The organism is Pseudoduganella flava (assembly GCF_007830495.1).
GTDB classification, from domain to species: domain Bacteria; phylum Pseudomonadota; class Gammaproteobacteria; order Burkholderiales; family Burkholderiaceae_D; genus Rugamonas; species Rugamonas flava.
The window spans coordinates 260,528-281,503 of sequence record NZ_VLKW01000010.1 but is presented as its reverse complement, the minus strand read 5'-3'; the positions used below and the strand labels follow the sequence as shown (position 1 = coordinate 281,503).

Below are 20,976 nucleotides of genomic sequence, written 5' to 3'. Positions count from 1 at the left end.
TCAGATCCTGATCGCCGTGATCGTGTCGTAGATGGGGCCCAGCACGGACAGCATGATCCAGCCCAGCAGCAGGCCCAGCACCACCGTCATCGCCGGCTCGATCATCGCCTGCACCCGCTCGATCTGCTCGCGCACTTCGCGATTGTAGAAGTAGGCCACGTTGCGCAGCGCGCCATCGAGCGCGCCGGTCGCCTCGCCGACCTTCAGCATCCGTACCACCAGCGGCGGGAAGATGCCGGTATTGCCGAACGCCGATGTGACGCTGTGGCCTTCCGAGATCAGTTGCGCGGCACGGCGCAGCGCCGCGGCGACGACGCGGTTGCCGGCGATGCCTTCGGACAGCCGGATGCATTCGAGGATCGTGATGCCGGACGAGTACATCATCGCGAAGAACGTGGCGAAGCGGGCCAGGATGATCTTGTGCAGCACGGGCCCGACGGGCCAGATGCGCAGCTTGACACGATCGAACTGGAAGGCGCTGCGCTCGCTGCGGCGCAGCCACCAGCGGCCGCCGAAATACACGGCGAAGGGCAGCGCCAGCAGCACGTACCAGTAGCCGATGAAGACGTTCGACACGGCGATCAGCGCGCGCGTGTGCAGCGGCAGTTCCTGGCCCATGTTGCGGATGAAGCTCGTCAGCTGCGGCACCAGGTAGATCATCAGGAAGAACGTCACGGCCGTGACGACGACCAGCACGACGGAAGGATACGTGATGATCTTCTTCGTCTGCGCGGCCAGTTCGTCCTGCCATTTCAGGCTGTCGGCCAGGTTGCGGAACACCTCGTTGACCTTGCCGCTTTGCTCGCCGGCCTTGACGAGGCTCGTGAAGGTCTGGTCGAACGCTTCCGGGTAGTTCGCCAGCGCATCGGACAGCGGCACGCCGCCCTCGATGTTCTCGATCAGGTCCGTGATGATCTCGCGAAAGCGCGGGTGGTCCATCGAATCGCGCAAGTCGTTCAGCGCATCGAGGATCGGCACGCCGGCGCTGGCCATCTGCTCCATGTGGAAGCAGAAGTTGATCAGGTCGCGCCGGTCGATCGAGCGGCGGCCGAACGCGATCACCTTCTGGCGCGACTGCCGATAGTCGATCAGGTCAAGGTCCATCCTGGACAGGCGCAGCTCCAGGTCCGGCACGTTCAACGCATCCATATTGCCGGGCACGATCTGGCCCTGGGTATCCATCGCGCGGTAGATGTACTGCGGCATGTCAGGCCAGCCTGTCCGTCAGGTCGACGACGCGGGAAATCTCCTCGAGCGTCGTGACGCCCTGCAGCACGCGCCGCATGCCGTCGTCCACCAGCGAGCGGAAGCCGGCCGCGCGGGCTGCTTCGCGCAATTCGCGCACGGCGGCGCGGCGCGCCACCAGCTCGTCCAGGTCGGCGTTCATCCGCAGCAGTTCCATGATCGCCACGCGGCCCCGGTAACCCTGGTGCGCGCAGCGCTCGCAGCCGACCGCGCGGTAGATCGCCGCTGGCGGATCCTCGGCGCCGAGGCCGAGCAGCCGGCGTTCCAGGTCGTCCGCCGTGAACGGCTCGCGGCAGTGGGCGCACAGCCGGCGCACCAGGCGCTGCGCGATGATGCCGATGATGTTCCCGGCCAGGACGTCGGCAATGACGCCGATGTCGAGCAGGCGGGGGATCGCGCCGACGGCCGAATTGGTGTGCAGCGTCGAATACACCTGGTGGCCCGTCATCGCGGCGGCCAGCGCCATGTCGGCCGTCTCCTTGTCGCGGATCTCGCCAACGAGGATCACGTCCGGGTCCTGGCGCAGGATCGAGCGGATGCCGTCCGCGAAGCCCAGCTTGGCCGACTCGTTGACGGACGTCTGGCGGATCTGGTTCATCGGGTACTCGACCGGGTCTTCCAGCGTCATGATGTTGACGCCTTCCGTGTTGATGTGGTTCAGGATCGAGTACAGCGTTGTCGTCTTGCCGCTGCCCGTCGGCCCCGTCACGAGGATCAGGCCGTCCGGGCGGGCGATCATCAGCTTCAGCAGGTCGAGGTCCGGCTCCGCCAGGCCCAGGCCATCGAGCGGCACGATGCCCTTCTGGCGATCCAGCACGCGCAGCACGAAGTTCTCGCCGTGCGTCGTCGGCTGGGCGCTGGCGCGGAAGTCGATCTGCCGGCCGGAGAATTTGATCGAGATGCGGCCGTCCTGCGGTGCGCGGGTCTCGGCGATGTTCATGTTGCTGATCACCTTCAGCCGCACGGCCATCGCCGGCCAGTACGACTTGTGCAGGCTGCGGATCTGGCGCAGGATGCCGTCGATGCGGTAGCGGATGCGCAGGAAGCTGTGCTCCGGCTCGAAGTGGATGTCCGAGGCGCCGTTCTGCACGGCGTCCGCCAGCAGCGCGTCGATCAGCCGCACCATCGGGTGGCTATATTCATCCGCGGTGCCCGTGTACGACACCTCGCCCGTCTCGATCTCGTGCAGGATGCCGTCGATCGACAGCTCGAAGCCGTAATACTGGTCGATCGCCCGGTTGATGTCCGACTCGGCGACCAGCAGTGGCGTGATCGTGATGCCTTTCACGAGCATCGCGTGGATCTGGTCCAGCGCGACGATATTGCTGGTGTTCGACATCGCCAGCACGAGGTTGTCCTTGTCGCGCTCGTAGACGATCGGGAATACGCTGTAGCGCTTCGCCACTTCCTTCGGGATCAGCTTCAGCGCGATCGCGTCGACGACCAGGCTGTTCAGGTCGGCCGACTGCGTGTTGAGGTTTTCCGACAGCGCCTCGCGGATCGTGGCCTCGGTGACGAAGCCCAGGCCGACGAGCAGCTTGCCGAGCGGCTCGCGCTCGCGCTTCTGTTCGATCAGCGCGATGCGCAACTGGTCTTCGCTGATGACGCCTTTCTCGATCAGCAGCTTGCCGATCGGCAGTTTGACGGGTTCCGCCATCGCGCTCAGTTCCCAGCGCCCGGCTGCGGCATCGCCGGCGCCGGTTCCGGCACGGCAGCCGGAGGGAGCGCGGGCGCACTCAGTTCCTGCAGCCGCCGCTGGGCGACGGCGCGGTCGAACGTGGCAGGGCCGCCGGTGGCCAGGGACAGCGCGCGCTGGTAGTACTCGCGCGCCAGGCGCCCCTGGTTCAGGCGATCCAGGCCGATGGCCAGGTTGAACGCGTAGTCGGCATTGCCGGGCGCCGCCGTCCACGCGCGGAAGTAAGCCTGCTGCGCTTCCTGCCAGCGGCGCTGGCGGGCGTACAGGTTACCCAGCGCGAAATGCACTGGCGCCGCGTCCGGGTTGCTGCGCAGCGCGCCCTTCAGGCGGATCTCCGCTTCGTCGCCGTCGCCGGGGCGCAGCGCGACGAGGCCGGCCAGCGCCTCCGCATCGCGCGGGTTGAGCGCCAGCAGGCGCGCATAGGCGTCGTACGCATCGCCGTCGCGGTGCTCGCGCACGGCCAGCGCGGCGCGGCCCAGCAGCGCGTCGCGGTTGTTCGGCTCGGCGCGCAGCGCCGCTTCGTAATGCTGGCGGGCGCCGGCCAGGTCGCCGGACGTCAGCGCCGCGTAACCGCGCTGCACGGCCGGCTCGACGGTGCGTTGCGGCGTGCTGCGCGCCACCCGCATCTCGCCGGCCGCCGGCGTGGCGCCCGATGCGATGGGCGCCGCCGCCGTGCCGCCAGCCGGACCGGCACCGGCAGCTACGCCGGCCGCCGCCGAGGCACCGCTGGTGGCGGCCGCCAGGTTCTGGCTGCGCAGCTCACGCTCGGCCGCGTCGCGCATCGCCTCGCGGCGCAGTTCCGAATCGGGCATCGCCGCGAATTGGTCAGGCGTGGGGGTGACGGGGGCCTGCGCCGCCGGTGCCGGTGCCGCGGCAGCCAGCGGGGCGGGCGATGGCGGCGCCGGAGCAGGGACGTCCGACACGACGGCCGGCGCGGTCGGCGCTGCCGGCGTCACCGGCGTCACCGGCACCGGTGCCGCGGCCTGGCCCAGCGCCAGGTTCGGTGCGGCGGCCGGGCTGACGGGCAGCGCGTTCGGCGCGCCGGGCGGGGCGACGACGATCGGCGCCCCGTCGGGATTCGTGGCGCCCGTCGCGCTGGGCGGCGGCATCGGCACCATCGGCAGGCCGGCGCCGGGGCCCGGCCCCGTCAGTGCCTGCCGGTACAGGTAGGCGAACGAACCGAGGATGATGACGAGGATGCCGCTGAGCGCGCCGATGCGCAGCCGCGCCATGTCGACGCCGGCCGGCGCTTCGCGGCGCGGTTGCGGGGTACGCGGCCGGGCGCGGCGCTCGGGCGCACCGGTGCCGCGCGGATCGGTCGTATCCGCTTGCGGGCTCGGCGCAGCACGCGCATCCGCGACGGGAATGCTGCCCGGATCGGGTCGGCTGCGGGGCGCTTCGTGGCGCGCCTGCGGCGGCACCGGGTCGTGCACGGCCTCGCGGGCCGGCTCGATCGGCGGCGTGATCGGTGGGTTGAGCGGCGGGTTCAGCGGTGGGTTCAGCGGCGGATTGACCGGTGCACTCGGCGGCCGCGGGCTTGCGGCGGCGGGCGGCGGCATGTACGGTTCGGCGCGCTCGTCCAGCGGCTCCAGGCTCAGTTCCAGCGGCCGCGCGGCGGCGGGCTGCTCGGTACCGGTGGCGCCGCTCAGTGCCGCGGGGTTGTGGTCGTGCTCGTCGGCGTAACCAGGCTCGCGCTCCGTCAGGGTCGGCGGTGCGTCCGGCAAGTCTTCTTCCTGCAAGCCGCTCTGGCGGGCCCGCTCGGCTTTCTTCAACGCCTGCATCAGGAGGCTCATGGCATCCCCGCGGGCTGGGCCGAGCCGTACGGCCGCTCGTTCAGCGGCTCCTTGCCGGGCAGAAGGTGGCGCAGGTTGCGGTAGTCGCCTTCCATGCTGGCATCCTTGACGACGATGGCGCGAAGGAAGATCACCAGCTCCGTCTTCGCGGCGCCTTCGTTACGGTAGGCGAACAGGTTGCCCAGCACCGGCACCTGCGACAGCAGCGGCACGCCATCCTTCGTGTTGTCGACCGAGTCCTGCATCAGCCCTCCCATCACGGCGGTCTGGCCGCTGTACACCTTCAGCACGGATTCTAACTCGCGGGCCTGGATGACCGGCACGCGGCTCTTCACGTTCTGCTTGGACAGTTCGGGGTTCGGGTCCTCCACATAGCTGACGATGCGCGTGATCGTCGGGCGCACATTGATCGTCACTTCGCCATCTTCGGAAATCTGCGGCGTCACGCTCATCACGAAGCCGACCGGTACCGTCTCCACGCGCGATTCGTACGTGGCGGGCGCGGCGATGCCGCCGGACGAGTTCGTCACGGCCGGCGTCACTTTCAACGTGAAGAAGATGTTGTTGTCGACGACCTTCAGCAGCGCCGTCTGGTTGTTCAGCACGCTGATCTTCGGGCTCGACAGCACGTGCACCTTGCCGAACGATTCCAGCAGCTGCACGGCGCCGTCCAGGTTGCTGCCGTTGTACGTGAACGTGAACAAGCCTTGCGACGTGATGCCGGACAGCGGGTTCGTGTTGATCGTGCCCTGGCCGAACGTCACGCGGCTGCCCGCCACGCGCTGCCAGTTGATGCCTTGCTGGTACTGGTCCGACAGCCGCACTTCGAGCACGGTCGCCTCGATCATCACCTGCCGCTTCGAGGCAGCTTGCACGATGTCGAGGAATTCGCGCACTTTCTCGTGCTGCCGGCTGGTGCCGCGCACGGCGATCAGGCCGCTCTCGGCATTGACGATCACAGACGGCGCCACGCGCTGCGCCGCCGCGCGGCCCTGTGCGTTGGCGGCCTGCACGCCGGGATAGTTGGCGTCCGCCGGCACCGCGGTGGCACCGCCGGCCGGCGTGAATGCGCTCTGATAGCCGGGCTGCTGCGTGCCGGGTTGTTGCCCGGCCTGGCCTTGCTGACTTTGCTGACCGATCTGCTGCCCCGGCTGGCCTTGCTGGGCCAGCGCGCTGGTCTGCTCGCGCAGCTGCGCCAGCGGGTCCGTCAGCGGGTCGTTCAGGTTCGTCGGCCGCAGCATGTCGCGCAGGTTCTTTTCCAGCGTGTACCAGAAATTATTGTCGGCCCGGTTCGCCACAGCCGTCGTCGAATTGTTGTTGCCGGAGGTGAGCGTGCTGCCTGCGTTCGGAATCGTGCCGGCGCCCGTATTCGAGCCCGTATAGCTGGTGCCGGCGGACGAGCCCCCGGTCGTCGAGATCTGCGTGGCGATGTTGACGCTGCTGTTCGTCGTCCGCGCGATGTTCACGTAGTCGATGCGGTAGTTGCGCCAGTGCGGCTCGTCCGGCAGCACGATCAGGTTGTTGCCGTTGATCTCGTAGCGCATGTCCACTTGCTTGGCGATGCGTTCGAGCAGTTGCTGCAAGGTCTGGTCCAGCGCGTTCAACGTGACGGTGCCCTGGATCGACGGGTGGATGTCGACGTTCAGGCCCGCATCGCGCGCCAGCGCGAACAGCACGGATTCAACGGGCACGCGGTGCACGGTGACGCTGTAGGTCTCCACCTTCGCGGCCGGCTGCGGCGGCGGCAGCACGGCGCTTTGCTGCACGGGCTCGGGAATCGCACCGGCGGCAAGCGGCGGCTCGGCGCCGACGTGGGTTGGCGAAACGGGCAGTTTCGGTGCGGTACAGGCGCCCAGCAACATGCAAAGCACAACGCCCGCAGCTTTTTCCCCGCCTTTTTGTACGCCTTTTTTCACGCTTTTTCTCATTCAGGTGCTGGAGGAATTTTAATTTGCTGGACCGATAATAATCTTACATATTGGGCGGATGTGCAAATCCACCGGTGCTGTGCTTACCCGGCCATGACTCGCGCCAGCCACGCGGACAACGCGGCCAAGGCGGCCCCGAGCGCAACGGCCACCGTCCGCCGCCCGGGCCGGCGCGCCGTGACGAAGCGGCATTCGCGCTCGGCCAGCCGCACGTGGCGCGGCCCGACCACCAGCGCATCGTCGGCATATGCGGCCAACATGGCCTTGTCCGCCAGTATATTGATGCGGCGGATGATGCCCCGTGACGCACGCGCCACACGCCTTGCCGCCGCGGCCGTGAACAGCGCACCGTCCGGGTGGCCGGCCGCGCGCAGCCGGAACGCGAGGAACTCGCCGACCTGGCCCGGCGGCAGCAGCGGCACGACGAAGCTGTGCGTGATGCGCTCGTCCAGCTGGCGCATACGTGGCAGCGCGAGGTGCTCGTCCAGCTCGGGCTGGCCGAACAGCACGATCTGCAGCAGCTTGTGGCGCGATGTTTCCAAGTTCGTCAACAGCCGCACGGCTTCCAGCGTGTCGAGCGGCATCGCCTGTGCCTCCTCGACGAGCAGCACGACCTGGCGGCCGCCGGCATGGCGGGCGATCAGCTCGTCGTTCAGTTCGCGCAACACGCGGTCCGCGCGGCGCACATGTTCGCGGCCGGCGTCGATGCCCAGCTCGGCCGCGATCGCGTACAGCACCTCGTCGGGCCCGAGGCTCGGGTTGACGAGCCACAGCACGTCCACGTGGCGCGGCAGGCGGCTCTCGAGCATGCGGCACAGCATCGTCTTGCCGCTGCCGACTTCGCCGGTGACCTTGATGATGCCTTCGCCATGCTTCACCGCATACAGCAGCGCGGCCAGCATGTCGCCGCGCATATTGCCTTCGTAGAAAAACGCAGGGTCCGGCGTGATCGAGAACGGCGCCTGGCGCAGGCCGAAGTGGTTAAAGTACATATCAGCCGACCGCGTGCAGGAAGGCTTGTTCGAGGCTTGCCGCGCGATAGTGCGCGGCGCAGGCTGCCGGGGTGCCGGCAAAGGCGATGCGGCCGGCGTGCAGGATCGCGATGCGGTCGCACAGTTCGTCGACGTCGGCCAGCGCATGCGACGTCAGCAGCACCGCGGCGCCGCGCGCGCGCAGCGCCAGCACGGCTTGCTTGAATAACGCGCGGGCCTTCGGGTCGAGGCCGCTGGTGGGCTCGTCCAGCACGTACAGGTCGCGCGCCAGCAGCAACGTCGCGGCCAGGCCCAGCTTCTGCGTCATGCCCTTCGAATAATGACGGGCGGTCTGGCCGAGCGCGTCTTCGTCCAGTTCCAGTGCGCGCACCATTGTGCCGGTCGCCGCCGCATCGGGCCGTTCGCCGTGCAGCGCCTGCACGTGGGCGAGGAATTCAGAGCCGGTCAGGTGGGCTGGCGGGTTGAATCGTTCGGGCAGGTAGGCGAGGGGACGGCGTGCGGCCGGCCGCGTGTGCGGCACGCCGAACAGCGTGATGCTGCCGGCATCGAGCGTGCAGAAGTCCAGCAGGCAGCGCAACAGCGTCGTCTTGCCGGCGCCGTTGATGCCCGCCAGGCCGACGATCTCGCCCGGTGCCACGTCCAGGTCCACGCCGGCCAGGACCTGATGGCCCCGCTGGCGTTTGGCAACATGACGAAGGCACAAGGCCGGATCGGGCATCTGTTTCATGAAGTGCATGGAATGGCCGCCACTGTAGCAAAGAACGGACGCTTAGCGCCAGTGCCGGGCAGTGTTTTATAGCCGGTAAGCAACCATTGTTCTACAATGCCCCGTCACATAGAGGAGATGCACGGGTATGGCAAGGCCGGAAAAGGTACGTTTGGGCGAGATCCTGGTGCAGCAGAAACTGCTGTCCGAGGAGCAGCTCGGCCTCGCGCTGGCGGAACAGAAGCGCAGCGGCCGCAAGCTCGGCCGCGTGTTCGTCGACAGCGGCTATGTCACGGAAGAGCAGATCGCCGGCGCCCTGGCGCGCCAGCTGAACATTCCGTACATCAACCTCAAGTTCTACAACATCAATCCGGACCTGGTGCGCCTGCTGCCCGAAACGCAGTCGCGCCGCTTCCGCGCGCTGGTGCTGGAACAGCGCGATACGGGCATGCTGGTCGGTATCTCCGACCCGACGGACCTGTTCGCGTATGACGAGATCGCCCGCATCGTCAAGCAGAACGTCGAGCTGGCCGTCGTCAACGAGACGGAGGTGCTGGCCGCGATCGACCGCATCTACCGCCGCACCGAGGACATCACGGACCTGGCCCGCGAGCTCGAGCAGGAGATGGGCGACGTGTCCGTCGACTTCGGCGCGCTGGCCGCCAATCCGGGCCTGGAAGAAGCCCCCGTCGTCAAGCTGCTGCAATCCGTGTTCGATGACGCCGCCCAGGTGCGCGCGTCGGACATCCACATCGAGCCGCAGGAAAACCGCCTCCACATCCGCTTCCGCATCGACGGCGTGCTGCACCTGCAGACGCAGGCCGACATCAAGATCGCGCCCGCGCTGGCGCTGCGCCTGAAGCTGATGTCGGACCTCGACATCTCGGAAAAGCGCCTGCCGCAGGACGGCCGCTTCGCCGTGCGCGTGAAGAACACCCGGATCGACGTGCGTATCTCGACGATGCCGACGCAGTTCGGCGAATCGATCGTCATGCGTCTGCTGTCGCAAGGGAACACCAACCTGCGCCTGGACGCGATCGGCATGCCGCGCGAACTGATGGAGAAATTCCGCGGCATCGTGCAACGGCCGAACGGCCTCGTGCTCGTGACGGGCCCGACGGGTTCGGGCAAGACGACCACGTTGTACAGCGCGCTGGCCGAGCTCAATTCCGTCGAGAAGAAGCTGATCACCGTCGAGGACCCCGTCGAATACCGGCTGCCCGGCATCAACCAGGTGCAGGTCAACGACAAGATCGAGCTGGACTTCGCCCGCGTGCTGCGCTCGGCGCTGCGGCAAGACCCGGACATCGTGCTGGTCGGCGAGATGCGCGACCAGGAAACGGCGCAGATCGGCTTGCGCGCCGCAATGACGGGCCACCTGGTACTCTCGACCTTGCACACGAACGATGCGGCCAGCACGCCGCTGCGGCTGATGGACATGGGCGTGCCGCGCTACATGGTGGCCAGCTCGCTGCAAGCCGTGCTGGCGCAGCGCCTCGTGCGCGTGATCTGCGAAAGCTGCACGCAACCGTACACGCCGACGCCCACCGAGCGCGAATGGCTGCGCCTGGAACTGAACGATAAGGTCGACATGGCCCATTACTTCCACGGCAAGGGCTGCTCGCATTGCAACGGCATGGGGTACCGGGGCCGGACCGGCGTCTACGAGTTGCTGGAAATGACGAACGCCGTGGCCGACGCGGCCAACGACCCGGACCCGTCGCACTTCCTGAAGGTCGCGCAGCAGCAGATGGCGGGCTTCACGTTGCGGCGCCACGCCGTGCAGCTGGTGGTGCAGGGCCGCACGACGGTGGCCGAAGCCATGCGGATCAGTAACCAGCAAGAGGATTGATGCCTTTCTTTGCCTACAAAGCCAGGGACACGCGCGGCCAGCTGCTGCAGGGGATCCTCGAAGCGGCCGACACGGGCGCCGTCGCGGACCAGCTGATGGGCACCGGCGCAACGCCCGTCGAGATCACGCCGACGCGCGCGCCGGCCGGCGATGGGCAGGGCCTGTGGGCGCGGCTGACGGAAAAGAAAGTCACGCCGCTGGACGTGCAATTGTTCAGCCGGCAGATGTACACGCTGTTGAAATCCGGCGTGCCGATCATGCGCGGCCTGGCGGGGCTGCAGGAATCGGCGATCTCGCCGGCATTCGGCAAGGTGATCGGCGACCTGCGCGAGTCGCTGGACGCGGGCCGCGAGCTGTCCGCCGCGATGCGCCGGCACCCGGCCGTGTTCAATAATTTCTACCTGTCGATGGTGCGGGTCGGCGAAATGACGGGCCGGCTCGACGAGGTGATGCTGCGGCTGTTCGACCACCTGGAGTTCGATCGCGACATGCGCGGGCGCGTGAAGAGTGCGCTGCGCTATCCGATGTTCGTCGTGATCGCGATGGTCATCGCGATGTTCATCGTCAACATGTTCGTGATTCCCCAGTTCGTGAAGGTCTTCGAGAGCTTCCACGCGGAGTTGCCGCTGATGACGCGCATCCTCGTGGCCACGTCGAATTTCACCGTGCACTACTGGTACGTGCTGCTGGGCGCGGCCGTGGCGGCCGGGTTGGCGCTGCGCGGCTGGGTGCGCACGGAAGAGGGCCGGCTGCGCTGGGACCAGTGGAAGCTGCGGATACCCATCGCCGGCAAGATCATCCACAAGGCCACGATGGCCCGTTTCGCGCGCAGCTTCGCGCTGTCGTCGAAAAGCGGCGTGCCGATCGTGCAGGCGCTGACGGTGGTGTCGCAGACTGTCGACAACGCCTATCTGTCGCAGCAGGTCGACCGGATGCGCGACGGCGTGGAGCGGGGCGAGAGCATCCTGCGCACGTCAGTTACTGCCGGCATCTTCACGCCGATCGTGCTGCAGATGATCGCCGTCGGCGAGGAATCGGGGTCGCTGGACGATCTGATGGACGAGATCGCCCAGATGTACGAGCGGGAAGTGGATTACGAGCTGAAGACGCTGGCGGCGCAGATCGAGCCGATCCTGATCGCTTTCCTGGGCGTCATGGTGCTGATCCTGGCGTTAGGGATCTTCCTGCCGATGTGGAACCTGGGCCAGGCCGCGCTGCATCCAAAGGCATGAAGCTGCGTCAACAGGGCGCCACGCTGCTTGAATTCGCCGTCACGGCGGGCGTGTGGGCCATTCTTGCCGGGGTTTTGCTGTTTTACGTGCTGCGGTATCAAGCGTCCGCCGAGGTGGCCGGCGCGCGCTGGCAGGTCGAGCAGATGCGCAGCGCGCTGCTCGGCCGTGTGGTGGAGGCGAACCTCGCCGACCCGGCGCAGCAGCGCGCGCTGGCCGGGATCAACCCGGTGTCGTTGCTGCGCAACCCGCCAGCGGCCTATCTTGGCGAATTCGACAACGCCACATTTGCCGAAATTCCGCGCGGCAGCTGGTACTTCGACAGAAAACAACAGATTCTTGTATATTTATTCAACGGAAATAAAAGTTTTTTTGAGGATACTCCCGAACGGTGGGTGTTCCGGGTAGAATTCACTTGCTTGCCCACGAACAACGCCAAGCCGCCAGGAACGCCGGGAACGAATTGCGGCGTCGCCCTTCACCAGGTAGACGGTTGACCGGAATGTAAAGCCCATTTTTGTGTAGCTTCCGTCACACAACACATTCTTTTGTTACGTTGGAGATTCAAATGCAATTCAATCAAGCTTCCCGTGGTCAAGGCGGTTTCACCCTGATCGAACTGATCGTTGTCATCGTCATCCTCGGCATCCTGGCCGCCACCGCGCTGCCGCGCTTCTCCGATCTGGGCACCGACGCCCGCCGTGCCAAGATGAACGCCGCCCGTGGCGCCGTTGTCAGCGCAGCGAACATGGCCCATGGCCAGTGGCTGGCAGGCGGCACGAATGCCGCAGGTAACGTTAGCATGGAAGGCGTGAATATCGCCGTCAACGCAACGGGTTACCCCACCATCGGTGCAATCGCCACGGCTGCCGGCCTGGCCGCCGCCGACTACACGGTCAACGGCAACAACATCCAGGACGCCACCCGCGCAACCTGCCTGTTCACGTACGTGGAAGCAACCGGCACGGTCAGCGCCCTGAGCGGTGCGGGCACCTGCTAATTCGCCGAAAGTGATATGGTCGCCTGCATGACGGCCATTTCTCCCTCGCGCACTTCGAAACTGCCTGGCCACCGTGCCGGGCAGTTTGGGTTTACGCTCGTCGAACTGATCCTCGTGCTGGTCGTCACCGGCATCCTGGCGGCGGTGATGGCACCCCGTTTCTTCGATCGCGCCACGTTCGACACGACGAGCTATTCGAACCAGGTCACCGCGCTGATCCGTTACGGCCAGAAACAGGCGATCGCCCAGAACCGCAACGTGTTCGTGCGCCTGGACGGGGCCAGCGTGGCGCTGTGCTACGATGCCGCCTGCACCCAGCCGGTCACCGCCGCGGCCGGCAAGAATTCCGACAGCGCGAACACGCTGGCGCGATGCGGCAATCTGTCGACGTGGGCATGCGAAGGCGTACCGAATGGACTGGCGATGACTGCTGCCGCGATGTTCTATTTCGATCCCGCTGGCCGGCCGTTCTACCCGAACGACGGCAACACCAGCACGTTCGTGAACCGGCTCGCCGTGCAGGTCACCGGCGGTGGCCAGACGCGCGTCACGCTGGTCGAACAGGAAACGGGCTACACCCGATGATGCGTTCCCGTCAGCGCGGCCTGACGTTGATCGAACTGATCGTGTTCATCATCGTCATCAGCATCGCCGTCGTGGCAGTGCTGCAGGTGATCGGCCAGAACACGGCGCGCAGCGCGGATCCGATCCGCCGCAAGCAGGCGATGGCGATCGCCGAAGGTCTGCTCGACGAAGTGCGGTCGGCGGCGTTCACGTTCTGCGACCCGGCCGACCCCAATGCCCAGTTCGCGACCAGTGCGGCGCAGTGCGCGACGACGCCCGAAGGATTGGGCCCGGAAAAGGACAATGCGCGCCCGTTCGACAACGTGAGCGATTACGGGGCTGCGAACGGTGCCCCAGTGGTCTACGCGACCGACCTGGCCGGCACGAATTTCCCCGCGGGGTATGCGGCCACCGTCACTGTCACGCAGGCGGGCAATCTCGGGCCTGGCAGCGCCATGGTACCGGCAACCGACGCACTGCGCATCGTGGTCACGGTCACCTACGGCAACGAATCGGTGACCCTGGAAAGCTACCGCACCCGCTTTGCGCCGAACAACTTCTGACATGCGCCAACGCCACTCCCATCGTCATGCACGCGGCCAGGCCGGCTTCACGCTGGTCGAGGCGATCATCGTCATCGTCGTCACCGGCATCGTCGCGGCGATGACGGCCGCATTCATCCGGCTGCCCGTGCAAGGCTACATCGACACAGAGGCGCGTGCCGACATGGCCGATGCGGCCGACCTGGCGTTGCGGCGCATGAGCCGCGAACTGCGCCTGGCGCTGCCGTTCAGCATCGGCCTGTACAACGGTAACCAGACGATCCAATTCCTGCTGACGAAGACGGGCGCGCGCTACATCGATGCGGCGTTCCAGCCGCCCGCCACGCTGCTGCCGCTCGATTTCGTCGGCGGCAACCCCAGCTTCGACATCGTCGGCGCCGCGCCGACGGGGCGCCAGGCCATCGTGCCGGGCGACTACATCGTGATCGCGAACAGCGGCACGCCGCCGGCGAATGCGTATGCGTTCGGCGCCGGTGCCGACAACATCTCGCGCGTGGCCGCGATCAACGGCACGCGCGTGACGCTGCAGCAGAACCTGTTCGCCAGCACGCAGTCGCCGCAACAGATGTTCCAGGTCGTCACGGGCACGGTCACCTATGTGTGCACGCCGGCCGCCAACGGCGGCGGGACGTTGCAGCGCTATTACACGACGAACATCGTCTCCGGCGTCGGCAATCTGGCCGCGCTGGGCACGCCGGCCGTGTTGACGGGCATGGTGGCCGGCTGCGCGTTCAACAACGTGCCGCTGGCCGGCCGCGGCGGCGCGCTGATGACAATGGCGCTGACCCTGCAAAGGGCCGGCGGCGAATCGGCGCGGCTCGTACGGCAGACGCAATTGGATAACCCGATATGACATCCCGCGCGCACATGCTCTCCCACCTGAACCGCGTGCCGCGGCTGCGCCGCGCCGCCGGCGTCACCATCGTGACGGCGGTTTTCCTGCTGGTCGTGCTGGCCGGCCTGGGCGTGGCGATCGTTGCGCTGTCGACGGCGCAGCATCGCGCGTCGGCGCTCGATCTGCTGGGCACGCGCGCGTACGAGGCTGCCCGCTCCGGCGCGCAGTACGAGATGTTCCAGCTGAACCGCAACAACACGTGCGGCAACGTGAACTTCCAGGCGCCCGGTTCGCTGGCGACGATGACGGTGTCCGTCACGTGCAGCACGATTTCGGTGAACATGACGGACGGCAGCCAACAAGCCAAGACGACGATCGTCTCCACCGCATGCAATCAACCGACGGCCGCCGGCGCCTGCCCGAATCCGGCGCCCGGTGCCGACTACGTGCAGCGGGTCGTGCAAGTGGTGTTCTGACGAATGCGAACGATGATGAATCAACTCACTGCGCGACTGTATGCGGCGCTGCTGGCGCTGGTGCTGGGGCTGGCGGGGCAGGGCGCGCGCGCCGATACCCCGATCGTGCTGTTCAAGAGCTTTGCCGGCAATATCAACTTCACGGGCACCGAGGCGACGCTGCGCACGTCTTCCAATTACTGGGATCCCTGCGCCACGACGTCGTCCGTGTCGATGTATCTCGGCGGCCTTCCCAGCGGCGCCACGGTGCTCGCGGCCTACCTGTACTGGGCCGGCTCCGGTTCGACGCCCGACTATACGGTGACGTTCGACGGCAAGAGCATCACGGCGCCGGCGCCGCGCCAGTTCACGTCCAGCACCGTCGGCTACAACTATTTTTCCGGCGCGGCCGACGTGACGGACCAGGTCAAGGCGAAGGGCAACGGCTACTACTCGGCCGGCAACCTGACGATCGACAGGGAGTCGTACTGCGCCGTGTCCGGCGTGCTGGGCGGCTTCCAGCTGCTCGTCATCTACGGCCAGAGCAAGGAGACCTTCCGCGTGCTGAACGTGTACGAAGGCTTCCAGTACATCCGCTATTCGTCCGTCGAGCTGACCCTGGCGAACTTCCTGACACCCAGCCCGATCGGCACGCTGACGGGGCGTGTCGGCCATATCACGTGGGAGGGCGACCCGACGCTGTCGGGCGGCGGCGAAACGCTGCGCTACAACGGCGTCGAGCAGACCGACGCCTACAACGACAGCGGCAACCAGTTCAATTCCGTCAGCAACGTCAACGGCGATACGGCGTCGTACGGCATCGACTTCGACGCCTATACGGTGAAGTCGCCCATCATCGCGGGCGGCCAGTCGTCGGCCAAGACCACCTATACGTCGGGCCAGGACCTGGTGTTGCTCAACGCGGAGATCATCGCGGCGCCGAACGTGCCGGCCACCGACCGCGGCGTGACGTTGACGCTGAACGGCGCGCTGGTGCCGTCGGCGGCGACGACCTACACAATCTCCGTCGTCAACAACGGCCCGATGGACGAGGGCGGTCCGCTGATCGTGTCCGGCCTCTTGCCCGCGTCGCTGATTTTCGGCGGCGCGACCGGCACCGACTGGACCTGCACCGTCGTGTCGCAGCGGCTCACCTGCACGTATTCCGGCACGGTGAAGAGCAACACGACGCTGCCGCCGATCACGCTGACGGTGACGCCGGCCGAGGGCACCGCGGGCATGATCACGTTCGCCGTCTCGGTGGCCGGCAAACTGTTCGACTACTACGACGGCAACAACACGTCCACGGTGACGGCCCGCGTCGGCGCGCAGACGTTCACGCCGGTCTTCGTGTTTACCGATGCACAATGCGTACACAACGTGCCGTTCGGCGACCCGGCACAGCCGTGCAACCCGCTGTCGCTCGACAAGTGGAACGCGAACACCGACCTGCGGATGTGGATCACGTTCACGGCGAAAGGCGTGCCGACGGCGCTCGCCAACAGCAACACGACGTTGCCGATGCGCTTCGCGCTCAGCTGCGTGGACCCGACGACGCACGCCGGCGTGCAAGCCACCTACAACCTGCGCACCACCACGCTGACGCTGCCGCTATGCGCATCGAACGGCGTGATTCCCGACCAGACGTCGACCGCGTGGAGCGGCGTCAACAACATCCTGTTCCCCGGCGGCGTGCCGTCCAGCCGCGCGGCGAACGCAAAGGCCGAAACGGATCCGACCGATTTCATGCTGCGCTACCAGGACGTCGGCCGGATCGAATTGTTCGTCACCGATAACCAGGCACGCCTCGGTTCGACGGGATCGTTCGTGTCGCGCCCGACCAGCCTGCTGCTGCTGGCGCAGTCGCAGAACGCCGCGCGCGATCCGGCGAGCGCCACCGATCCGCCGTTCGTGGCCGCCGGCACGCCGTTCACAATGACGGTGCGCGCGCTGATGCCGGGCCTCACTAACGCGGCGCCGAACTTCGGGCGCGAGACGGACCCAGTGACAATCAAGGTACGCGTGCTGCCGGCGACGACGGCGGACGGCTCGCCGATCGATGCGATGGTGGCCGACGTGGCGACGAACCAGGCGTCCACGGAGCTGGCGTGGGGCACCAAGGTCGCGAAGACGGACAACCAGTTCGGCGCCTTCGCCGCCGGCATCGCCACCGGTACGTTCTACTTCGACGATATCGGCGTCATCAAGGTGAATTCGTCGCTGGAACCGAAGGCCGGCGAGAAGGAAGGATCCTACCTGGGCAGCGGCGACGTGACGGGTAATTCGATCAACGTAGGCCGCTTCTACCCGTCTGCCTTCGCGACGATCGTTACCGGCACGGTGACACCCTGTGTGACGGCCGCGGCGTGCCCCGCGTTGGCGACGACTCCCGTGTCGGCGATCGGCACGATGGCCTACGCTGGCCAGCCGTTCAGTGTGCGGGTCGAGGCGCGCAATGCCAAGGGCGCCAAGGTCAACAACTACCGGCTGTCGCTGGCGCAGGACGTGGCGCTGTCGCCATGGACGCAGCCGAACGGCAGCACGCAGCAGGTGTTGCCGGCCACCTCGTCGTTCACGAATACGGCGATCGCGGCCAGCGTCTTCACGCAGGGCGCCGCGACGGTCAGCCCGACCTACGCGTTCCCGAGCAATGTGATGTACAAGCGCACCGCGCCGGCGGCCAACAACTGGCCGCAGCCTGTCTCGGTGTACGTGCGGGCGGTCGAGACGACGGGCAGCGACAACGTGACGTCCAAGCGCGACGCCGCCACGGTGGAGGGCGGCGTGCGCATCGTCGCGGGCCGCATGCTGGTGCCGGACATGCGCGCCAGTGCGCTGCAGCCGCTGTCCGTGACGATCAAGCCGCAGATGTTCGGCACGCTTGCCGGTGTGGCCGGCTGGTACGACATGGACAAGGATTCCTCCACCACGTTCACGGCGGCGAATGTGAAGTTCGAGGCGTGCAAGAATCTGCCGGGCGCGAGCGGCTGCAACGTGGTGCCGGTGGTCGATCCGGCCACGGTCGGCCAGATCACGAACGGCAGCGGCATCGTCAAGCTGAAGGCGCCGGGGGCCGGCAAGACCGGCATCGCGCCGATGTACCTGGATGCGCCGCTGTGGTTGCCGAGCACTACTGGCAACCTGACGTTCGGCACCGTGACGAGCCCTTACACGTACCTGCGGGAAATCTACTGAGCCTTTTTTTGATCAAAAGGCGAAAAAAATGTCGCGCACATAGCTTATTGCTACCGGAGCGCGTGTGAATCTTGAATATAATCAAGCCACTGCAACGTTTTTTGCAAGCATTACCCAATATCGAGACGGCGGATGGCGTTCTGGCGCAAAACTAAGAAAAAACAGGGCTGGCTCGCGGTGTGCGCGGGGGCGGCGGGTGTCAGCGCGGCCATCGTCGAACGGCGCACGGATGCCAGGCCCACGGTGCTGGCGGCGGCATGGCACCCCGGTGCGCGCGCCGAGGCCGCGGGCCTGCTGGCGCGCGTCGGCAAGGAGCTGGGCGCGGCCGAGCGTTACTGCTCCAGCGTGCTGGTGCCGGGCGAATACCAGCTGCTCGCGGTCGAGGCGCCGAACGTGCCAGCAGGTGAATTGAAGACGGCCGTCGGCTGGCGCCTGAAGGACTTGATCGACTTCCCCGTGCCCGAAGCCACGATCGACGTGCTCGACATCCCGCCCGCGCCGAACGCGCCCGCGCACAACCACCAGGTGTTCGCCGTGGCCGCGCGCAACGGCATCATCGAGGCGCTGCAGAACCTGTACACGGAAGCGAAGGTGGATCTCGCCGCGATCGACATCGCCGAGACGGCGCAGCGCAACATCGCCGCGCTGCTGGAGCCCGATGGCCGCGGCCTGGCGATGCTGGCGTTCGACGACAACGGCGGCATGCTGACGGTGACGTTCCGCGGCGAGCTGTACCTGGCGCGCCGCATCGACATCACGCTGGCCCAGGTCGAAGGGCCCGCTGAACAGCGCCAGCACCTGTACGACCGCATCGCGCTGGAGCTGCAACGCTCGCTCGACAACTTCGAACGCCAGTACCAGCACGTGGCGGTGGCCAAGCTGGTGCTGGGCCCGACGGGCGGCAGCAGCCTGCACGACTACCTGTCCGCGAACCTGTACCTGCCCGTCGACCTGCTCGACCTGGACACCGTGTTCGACCTGGCGCAGGTGCCGGAACTGCGCGATGCCGCGCAGCAGGCGCGCTTCTTCACGGCGCTGGGCGGCGCGCTGCGCGACGAAGGGGCGGTGGCATGAGCCAGCAGATCAACCTGTTCAACCCGCGCTTTCGCAAGGAAAAGCGCTACCTGACGGCGCCCGCGCTGGCGCTGATGGTGGGCGCGGCGCTGTTCGCATCGGTGGCCGTCGCGGTGGCCGCGCGCAGCCGCGTGACCGTGCTGGAAACGGAATCGGCCAGGCTGCAGGCGGCACTGCGCGAAGCGGAGGTGCGCAAGCAGACCACGCTGTCGGCGCTGGTGCCGCGCGCGAAGGATGCGACGGTGGACCAGCAACTGGCGCGCGCCGAGCAGGAGCACCGGGCGCTGCGCGGCGTGGCCGACATCCTGGAACAGAACCGCGTCGGCGATCCGCGCGGGTATTCGGCGTATTTCGAGGCGCTGGCGCGCACGCACGTCAGCGGCCTGTGGCTGACCGGCGTCGACGTGGACGGCAGCGCGGCCGACATCGGCCTGCGCGGCCGCGCGCTGAGGGCGGAGCTGCTGCCGGGTTACCTGGGCAGCTTGGCGCGCGAACCGGCGCTGCAGGGCAAGGCGTTCGGCAGCGTCGAGATCGCGCGGCCCGCGCCGGTGACGGTGCCGGCGGCTGCGGGAGCAACGGCGGTCGACCCAGCGCCGGCCGCGGCTCCTGCGGCGCCGGCCGCACCGGTGCAGGTGGTCCCGCCGTACATCGAATTCTCGTTGCGCTCGTCCGGCGACAAACCAGCAGCGGGGGGCGCGCGATGAAAGCCATGTGGCTGAAATGGGCGGCACGCATCGATGCGCTCAGCCTGCGCGAGCGGGCCATGGCCGGTGCGGCCGCGGTGGCGGCCGTGATCTTCATCGTCTACATGGGCTTCATCGAACCGGCCCATACGCAGGAGCGCACGCTGCGCGCCGCGATCCTGCAGCAGCGCGCCCAGCTGGCCGGTATCGACGTCGAGATCGCGCAGAAGCAGGCGGCGGCACAGGCCGACCCGGATGCGGCGGCGCGCAAGCGGCTGGCCGTGCTGCGCACCGAGAACGATGCGTTGCGCGCCACGCTGCGCAACGCCCAGCGCGGCCTCGTGCAGCCGAACCGCATGAGTGCGTTATTGCAGCAGATGGTGCAGCAGAACGGCCGCCTGAAACTGGTGTCGCTGAAGACGCTGCCGCCCGCTGGCACGACCGATGGCCGTTTCGCCGACGGCGGCGCACCGGCCGAAATGGGGCCGGCCCCGGCGGCGGGGCCCGTGCTGCCGGTCACGCCGCTGACGACGACCCCGCCGGGCGTGGCGCCGGCGCCGCTTTCCGCCCCGCCTTCCCCAGCGACGGCGGCGTCCGTGGCCGAGGAACCTCTGCTGTATCGGCACGGCGTGCGGATCGTGCTGCAAGGCGCCTACGCGGACATGGTCGCGTACATGCGCGCGCTGGAGCGCCTGCCCGTGCAGGTGTTCTGGGGCAAGGCGGCACTGGATGCCACCGAACACGACAAGACAACGTTGACCTTGACGTTGTACACCCTGAGCCTGGACGAGAAATGGATCGCTTTGTAATACTGATGCTTGCCGCGCTGCTGGCCCCGTTGTTGGTCCATGGGGGCGTGGCGGCGCAGACGGCCGACCCGACCCAGCCGCCGCCGGGCCTGATGCCGCGCGCCGAGGGCGAGCCGGAGCCGGGCCCGCCGCCGGGGCCGGAGCTGCAATCCGTGCTTGTCTCGCGCGAGCCAGGAGGGCGCCGCGTCGCCGTGATTAGTGGCGAAATGGTACGGCAGGGCAGCCGCTGGCAAGGCGCGCTGGTCGAGAAGGTGGGCGAGAACGAAGTGGTGCTGCGGCGTGGCAAGGCGCGCCAAGTGCTGCGCCTGTATCCGAAACCGGCAGCGGCGGCAACGCGCACGGAACAACAATGAAGAC

General features: G+C 67.3%; 19 protein-coding genes. 13 read left to right on the top strand and 6 right to left on the bottom strand.

Features of this window, described 5'->3' with window-relative positions; all coding sequences use genetic code 11:
* From IP92_RS23315 to IP92_RS23290, 6 genes are all read right to left on the bottom strand, one after another.
* A complete protein-coding gene (locus IP92_RS23315; RefSeq protein ID WP_145879731.1) occupies positions 1 to 1,206 on the bottom strand; it encodes a type II secretion system F family protein in 1,206 nt (401 codons plus the stop codon).
* Between the two features lies 1 nt (position 1,207).
* Positions 1,208 to 2,902, bottom strand: a complete 1,695-nt coding sequence (locus tag IP92_RS23310; protein WP_145879729.1) for a GspE/PulE family protein — start codon at positions 2,900 to 2,902, stop codon at positions 1,208 to 1,210.
* Between the two features lie 5 nt (positions 2,903 to 2,907).
* The gene (locus IP92_RS23305; protein ID WP_145879728.1) at positions 2,908 to 4,734 is read right to left on the bottom strand and encodes a tetratricopeptide repeat protein; all 1,827 of its coding nucleotides are present in this window, start codon (positions 4,732 to 4,734) and stop codon (positions 2,908 to 2,910) included.
* On the bottom strand, positions 4,731 to 6,596 hold the full coding sequence (mshL, locus tag IP92_RS23300) for a pilus (MSHA type) biogenesis protein MshL (RefSeq protein ID WP_145879725.1): 1,866 nt from the start codon (positions 6,594 to 6,596) through the stop codon (positions 4,731 to 4,733). Before mshL ends, IP92_RS23305 begins: the two co-directional genes overlap by 4 nt.
* 149 nt (positions 6,597 to 6,745) lie before the next feature.
* The gene (locus tag IP92_RS23295) at positions 6,746 to 7,654 is read right to left on the bottom strand and encodes an ExeA family protein (RefSeq protein ID WP_145879723.1); all 909 of its coding nucleotides are present in this window, start codon (positions 7,652 to 7,654) and stop codon (positions 6,746 to 6,748) included.
* Position 7,655: 1 nt separating this feature from the next.
* On the bottom strand, positions 7,656 to 8,390 hold the full coding sequence (locus IP92_RS23290; protein WP_229418935.1) for an ABC transporter ATP-binding protein: 735 nt from the start codon (positions 8,388 to 8,390) through the stop codon (positions 7,656 to 7,658).
* Between the two features lie 118 nt (positions 8,391 to 8,508).
* Here IP92_RS23290 and IP92_RS23285 point away from each other — a divergent pair, with 118 nt between their 5' ends.
* The 13 genes from IP92_RS23285 (at position 8,509) to IP92_RS23225 (ending at position 20,972) form a co-directional block, all read left to right on the top strand.
* Positions 8,509 to 10,212 (top strand): GspE/PulE family protein, encoded by a 1,704-nt coding sequence (locus tag IP92_RS23285; protein WP_145879721.1) that lies wholly within the window; start codon positions 8,509 to 8,511, stop codon positions 10,210 to 10,212.
* On the top strand, positions 10,212 to 11,444 hold the full coding sequence (locus tag IP92_RS23280) for a type II secretion system F family protein (protein WP_145879719.1): 1,233 nt from the start codon (positions 10,212 to 10,214) through the stop codon (positions 11,442 to 11,444). Before IP92_RS23285 ends, IP92_RS23280 begins: the two co-directional genes overlap by 1 nt.
* On the top strand, positions 11,441 to 11,938 hold the full coding sequence (locus IP92_RS23275) for a type II secretion system protein (protein WP_145879717.1): 498 nt from the start codon (positions 11,441 to 11,443) through the stop codon (positions 11,936 to 11,938). The genes IP92_RS23280 and IP92_RS23275 overlap by 4 nt, the downstream gene beginning before the upstream one ends.
* Positions 11,939 to 12,009: 71 nt before the next feature.
* Entirely contained in the window at positions 12,010 to 12,441 is a 432-nt protein-coding gene (locus tag IP92_RS30740; RefSeq protein ID WP_145879715.1) for a type II secretion system protein, read from the top strand.
* Positions 12,442 to 12,468: 27 nt separating this feature from the next.
* Positions 12,469 to 13,026 (top strand): prepilin-type N-terminal cleavage/methylation domain-containing protein, encoded by a 558-nt coding sequence (locus IP92_RS23265; protein WP_145879713.1) that lies wholly within the window; start codon positions 12,469 to 12,471, stop codon positions 13,024 to 13,026.
* Positions 13,023 to 13,568: a type II secretion system protein gene (locus IP92_RS23260; RefSeq protein WP_145879712.1), complete on the top strand. Its 546-nt coding sequence runs from the start codon at positions 13,023 to 13,025 to the stop codon at positions 13,566 to 13,568. Before IP92_RS23265 ends, IP92_RS23260 begins: the two co-directional genes overlap by 4 nt.
* 1 nt (position 13,569) lies before the next feature.
* Positions 13,570 to 14,421: a prepilin-type N-terminal cleavage/methylation domain-containing protein gene (locus tag IP92_RS23255; RefSeq protein WP_145879709.1), complete on the top strand. Its 852-nt coding sequence runs from the start codon at positions 13,570 to 13,572 to the stop codon at positions 14,419 to 14,421.
* Positions 14,418 to 14,879, top strand: coding sequence for an agglutinin biogenesis protein MshP (locus IP92_RS23250; protein WP_229418934.1), 462 nt, complete (start codon positions 14,418 to 14,420; stop codon positions 14,877 to 14,879). The genes IP92_RS23255 and IP92_RS23250 overlap by 4 nt, the downstream gene beginning before the upstream one ends.
* Before the next feature lie 12 nt (positions 14,880 to 14,891).
* Entirely contained in the window at positions 14,892 to 18,053 is a 3,162-nt protein-coding gene (locus tag IP92_RS23245) for a DUF6701 domain-containing protein (protein WP_229418933.1), read from the top strand.
* A 132-nt stretch (positions 18,054 to 18,185) separates the two neighbouring features.
* The gene (locus IP92_RS23240) at positions 18,186 to 19,127 is read left to right on the top strand and encodes a type IV pilus biogenesis protein PilM (protein ID WP_145879705.1); all 942 of its coding nucleotides are present in this window, start codon (positions 18,186 to 18,188) and stop codon (positions 19,125 to 19,127) included.
* Positions 19,124 to 19,831 (top strand): PilN family protein, encoded by a 708-nt coding sequence (locus IP92_RS23235; protein WP_145879703.1) that lies wholly within the window; start codon positions 19,124 to 19,126, stop codon positions 19,829 to 19,831. The genes IP92_RS23240 and IP92_RS23235 overlap by 4 nt, the downstream gene beginning before the upstream one ends.
* Positions 19,828 to 20,619, top strand: coding sequence for a type II secretion system protein M (locus IP92_RS23230; RefSeq protein ID WP_145879701.1), 792 nt, complete (start codon positions 19,828 to 19,830; stop codon positions 20,617 to 20,619). Before IP92_RS23235 ends, IP92_RS23230 begins: the two co-directional genes overlap by 4 nt.
* The gene (locus IP92_RS23225; RefSeq protein ID WP_229418932.1) at positions 20,604 to 20,972 is read left to right on the top strand and encodes an MSHA biogenesis protein MshK; all 369 of its coding nucleotides are present in this window, start codon (positions 20,604 to 20,606) and stop codon (positions 20,970 to 20,972) included. Before IP92_RS23230 ends, IP92_RS23225 begins: the two co-directional genes overlap by 16 nt.
* Positions 20,973 to 20,976: the final 4 nt, after the last annotated feature.

What these genes read in the sequence shown, in the direction of transcription:
- IP92_RS23315 (WP_145879731.1), bottom strand. Translation starts at nt 1,206, where the DNA reads ATGCCGCAGTACATCTACCGCGCGATGGATACCCAGGGCCAGATCGTG.
- IP92_RS23310 (WP_145879729.1), bottom strand. Translation starts at nt 2,902, where the DNA reads ATGGCGGAACCCGTCAAACTGCCGATCGGCAAGCTGCTGATCGAGAAA.
- IP92_RS23305 (WP_145879728.1), bottom strand. Translation starts at nt 4,734, where the DNA reads ATGAGCCTCCTGATGCAGGCGTTGAAGAAAGCCGAGCGGGCCCGCCAG.
- mshL (WP_145879725.1), bottom strand. Translation starts at nt 6,596, where the DNA reads ATGTTGCTGGGCGCCTGTACCGCACCGAAACTGCCCGTTTCGCCAACC.
- IP92_RS23295 (WP_145879723.1), bottom strand. Translation starts at nt 7,654, where the DNA reads ATGTACTTTAACCACTTCGGCCTGCGCCAGGCGCCGTTCTCGATCACG.
- IP92_RS23290 (WP_229418935.1), bottom strand. Translation starts at nt 8,390, where the DNA reads ATGCACTTCATGAAACAGATGCCCGATCCGGCCTTGTGCCTTCGTCAT.
- IP92_RS23285 (WP_145879721.1), top strand. Translation starts at nt 8,509, where the DNA reads ATGGCAAGGCCGGAAAAGGTACGTTTGGGCGAGATCCTGGTGCAGCAG.
- IP92_RS23280 (WP_145879719.1), top strand. Translation starts at nt 10,212, where the DNA reads ATGCCTTTCTTTGCCTACAAAGCCAGGGACACGCGCGGCCAGCTGCTG.
- IP92_RS23275 (WP_145879717.1), top strand. Translation starts at nt 11,441, where the DNA reads ATGAAGCTGCGTCAACAGGGCGCCACGCTGCTTGAATTCGCCGTCACG.
- IP92_RS30740 (WP_145879715.1), top strand. Translation starts at nt 12,010, where the DNA reads ATGCAATTCAATCAAGCTTCCCGTGGTCAAGGCGGTTTCACCCTGATC.
- IP92_RS23265 (WP_145879713.1), top strand. Translation starts at nt 12,469, where the DNA reads ATGACGGCCATTTCTCCCTCGCGCACTTCGAAACTGCCTGGCCACCGT.
- IP92_RS23260 (WP_145879712.1), top strand. Translation starts at nt 13,023, where the DNA reads ATGATGCGTTCCCGTCAGCGCGGCCTGACGTTGATCGAACTGATCGTG.
- IP92_RS23255 (WP_145879709.1), top strand. Translation starts at nt 13,570, where the DNA reads ATGCGCCAACGCCACTCCCATCGTCATGCACGCGGCCAGGCCGGCTTC.
- IP92_RS23250 (WP_229418934.1), top strand. Translation starts at nt 14,418, where the DNA reads ATGACATCCCGCGCGCACATGCTCTCCCACCTGAACCGCGTGCCGCGG.
- IP92_RS23245 (WP_229418933.1), top strand. Translation starts at nt 14,892, where the DNA reads ATGATGAATCAACTCACTGCGCGACTGTATGCGGCGCTGCTGGCGCTG.
- IP92_RS23240 (WP_145879705.1), top strand. Translation starts at nt 18,186, where the DNA reads ATGGCGTTCTGGCGCAAAACTAAGAAAAAACAGGGCTGGCTCGCGGTG.
- IP92_RS23235 (WP_145879703.1), top strand. Translation starts at nt 19,124, where the DNA reads ATGAGCCAGCAGATCAACCTGTTCAACCCGCGCTTTCGCAAGGAAAAG.
- IP92_RS23230 (WP_145879701.1), top strand. Translation starts at nt 19,828, where the DNA reads ATGAAAGCCATGTGGCTGAAATGGGCGGCACGCATCGATGCGCTCAGC.
- IP92_RS23225 (WP_229418932.1), top strand. Translation starts at nt 20,604, where the DNA reads ATGGATCGCTTTGTAATACTGATGCTTGCCGCGCTGCTGGCCCCGTTG.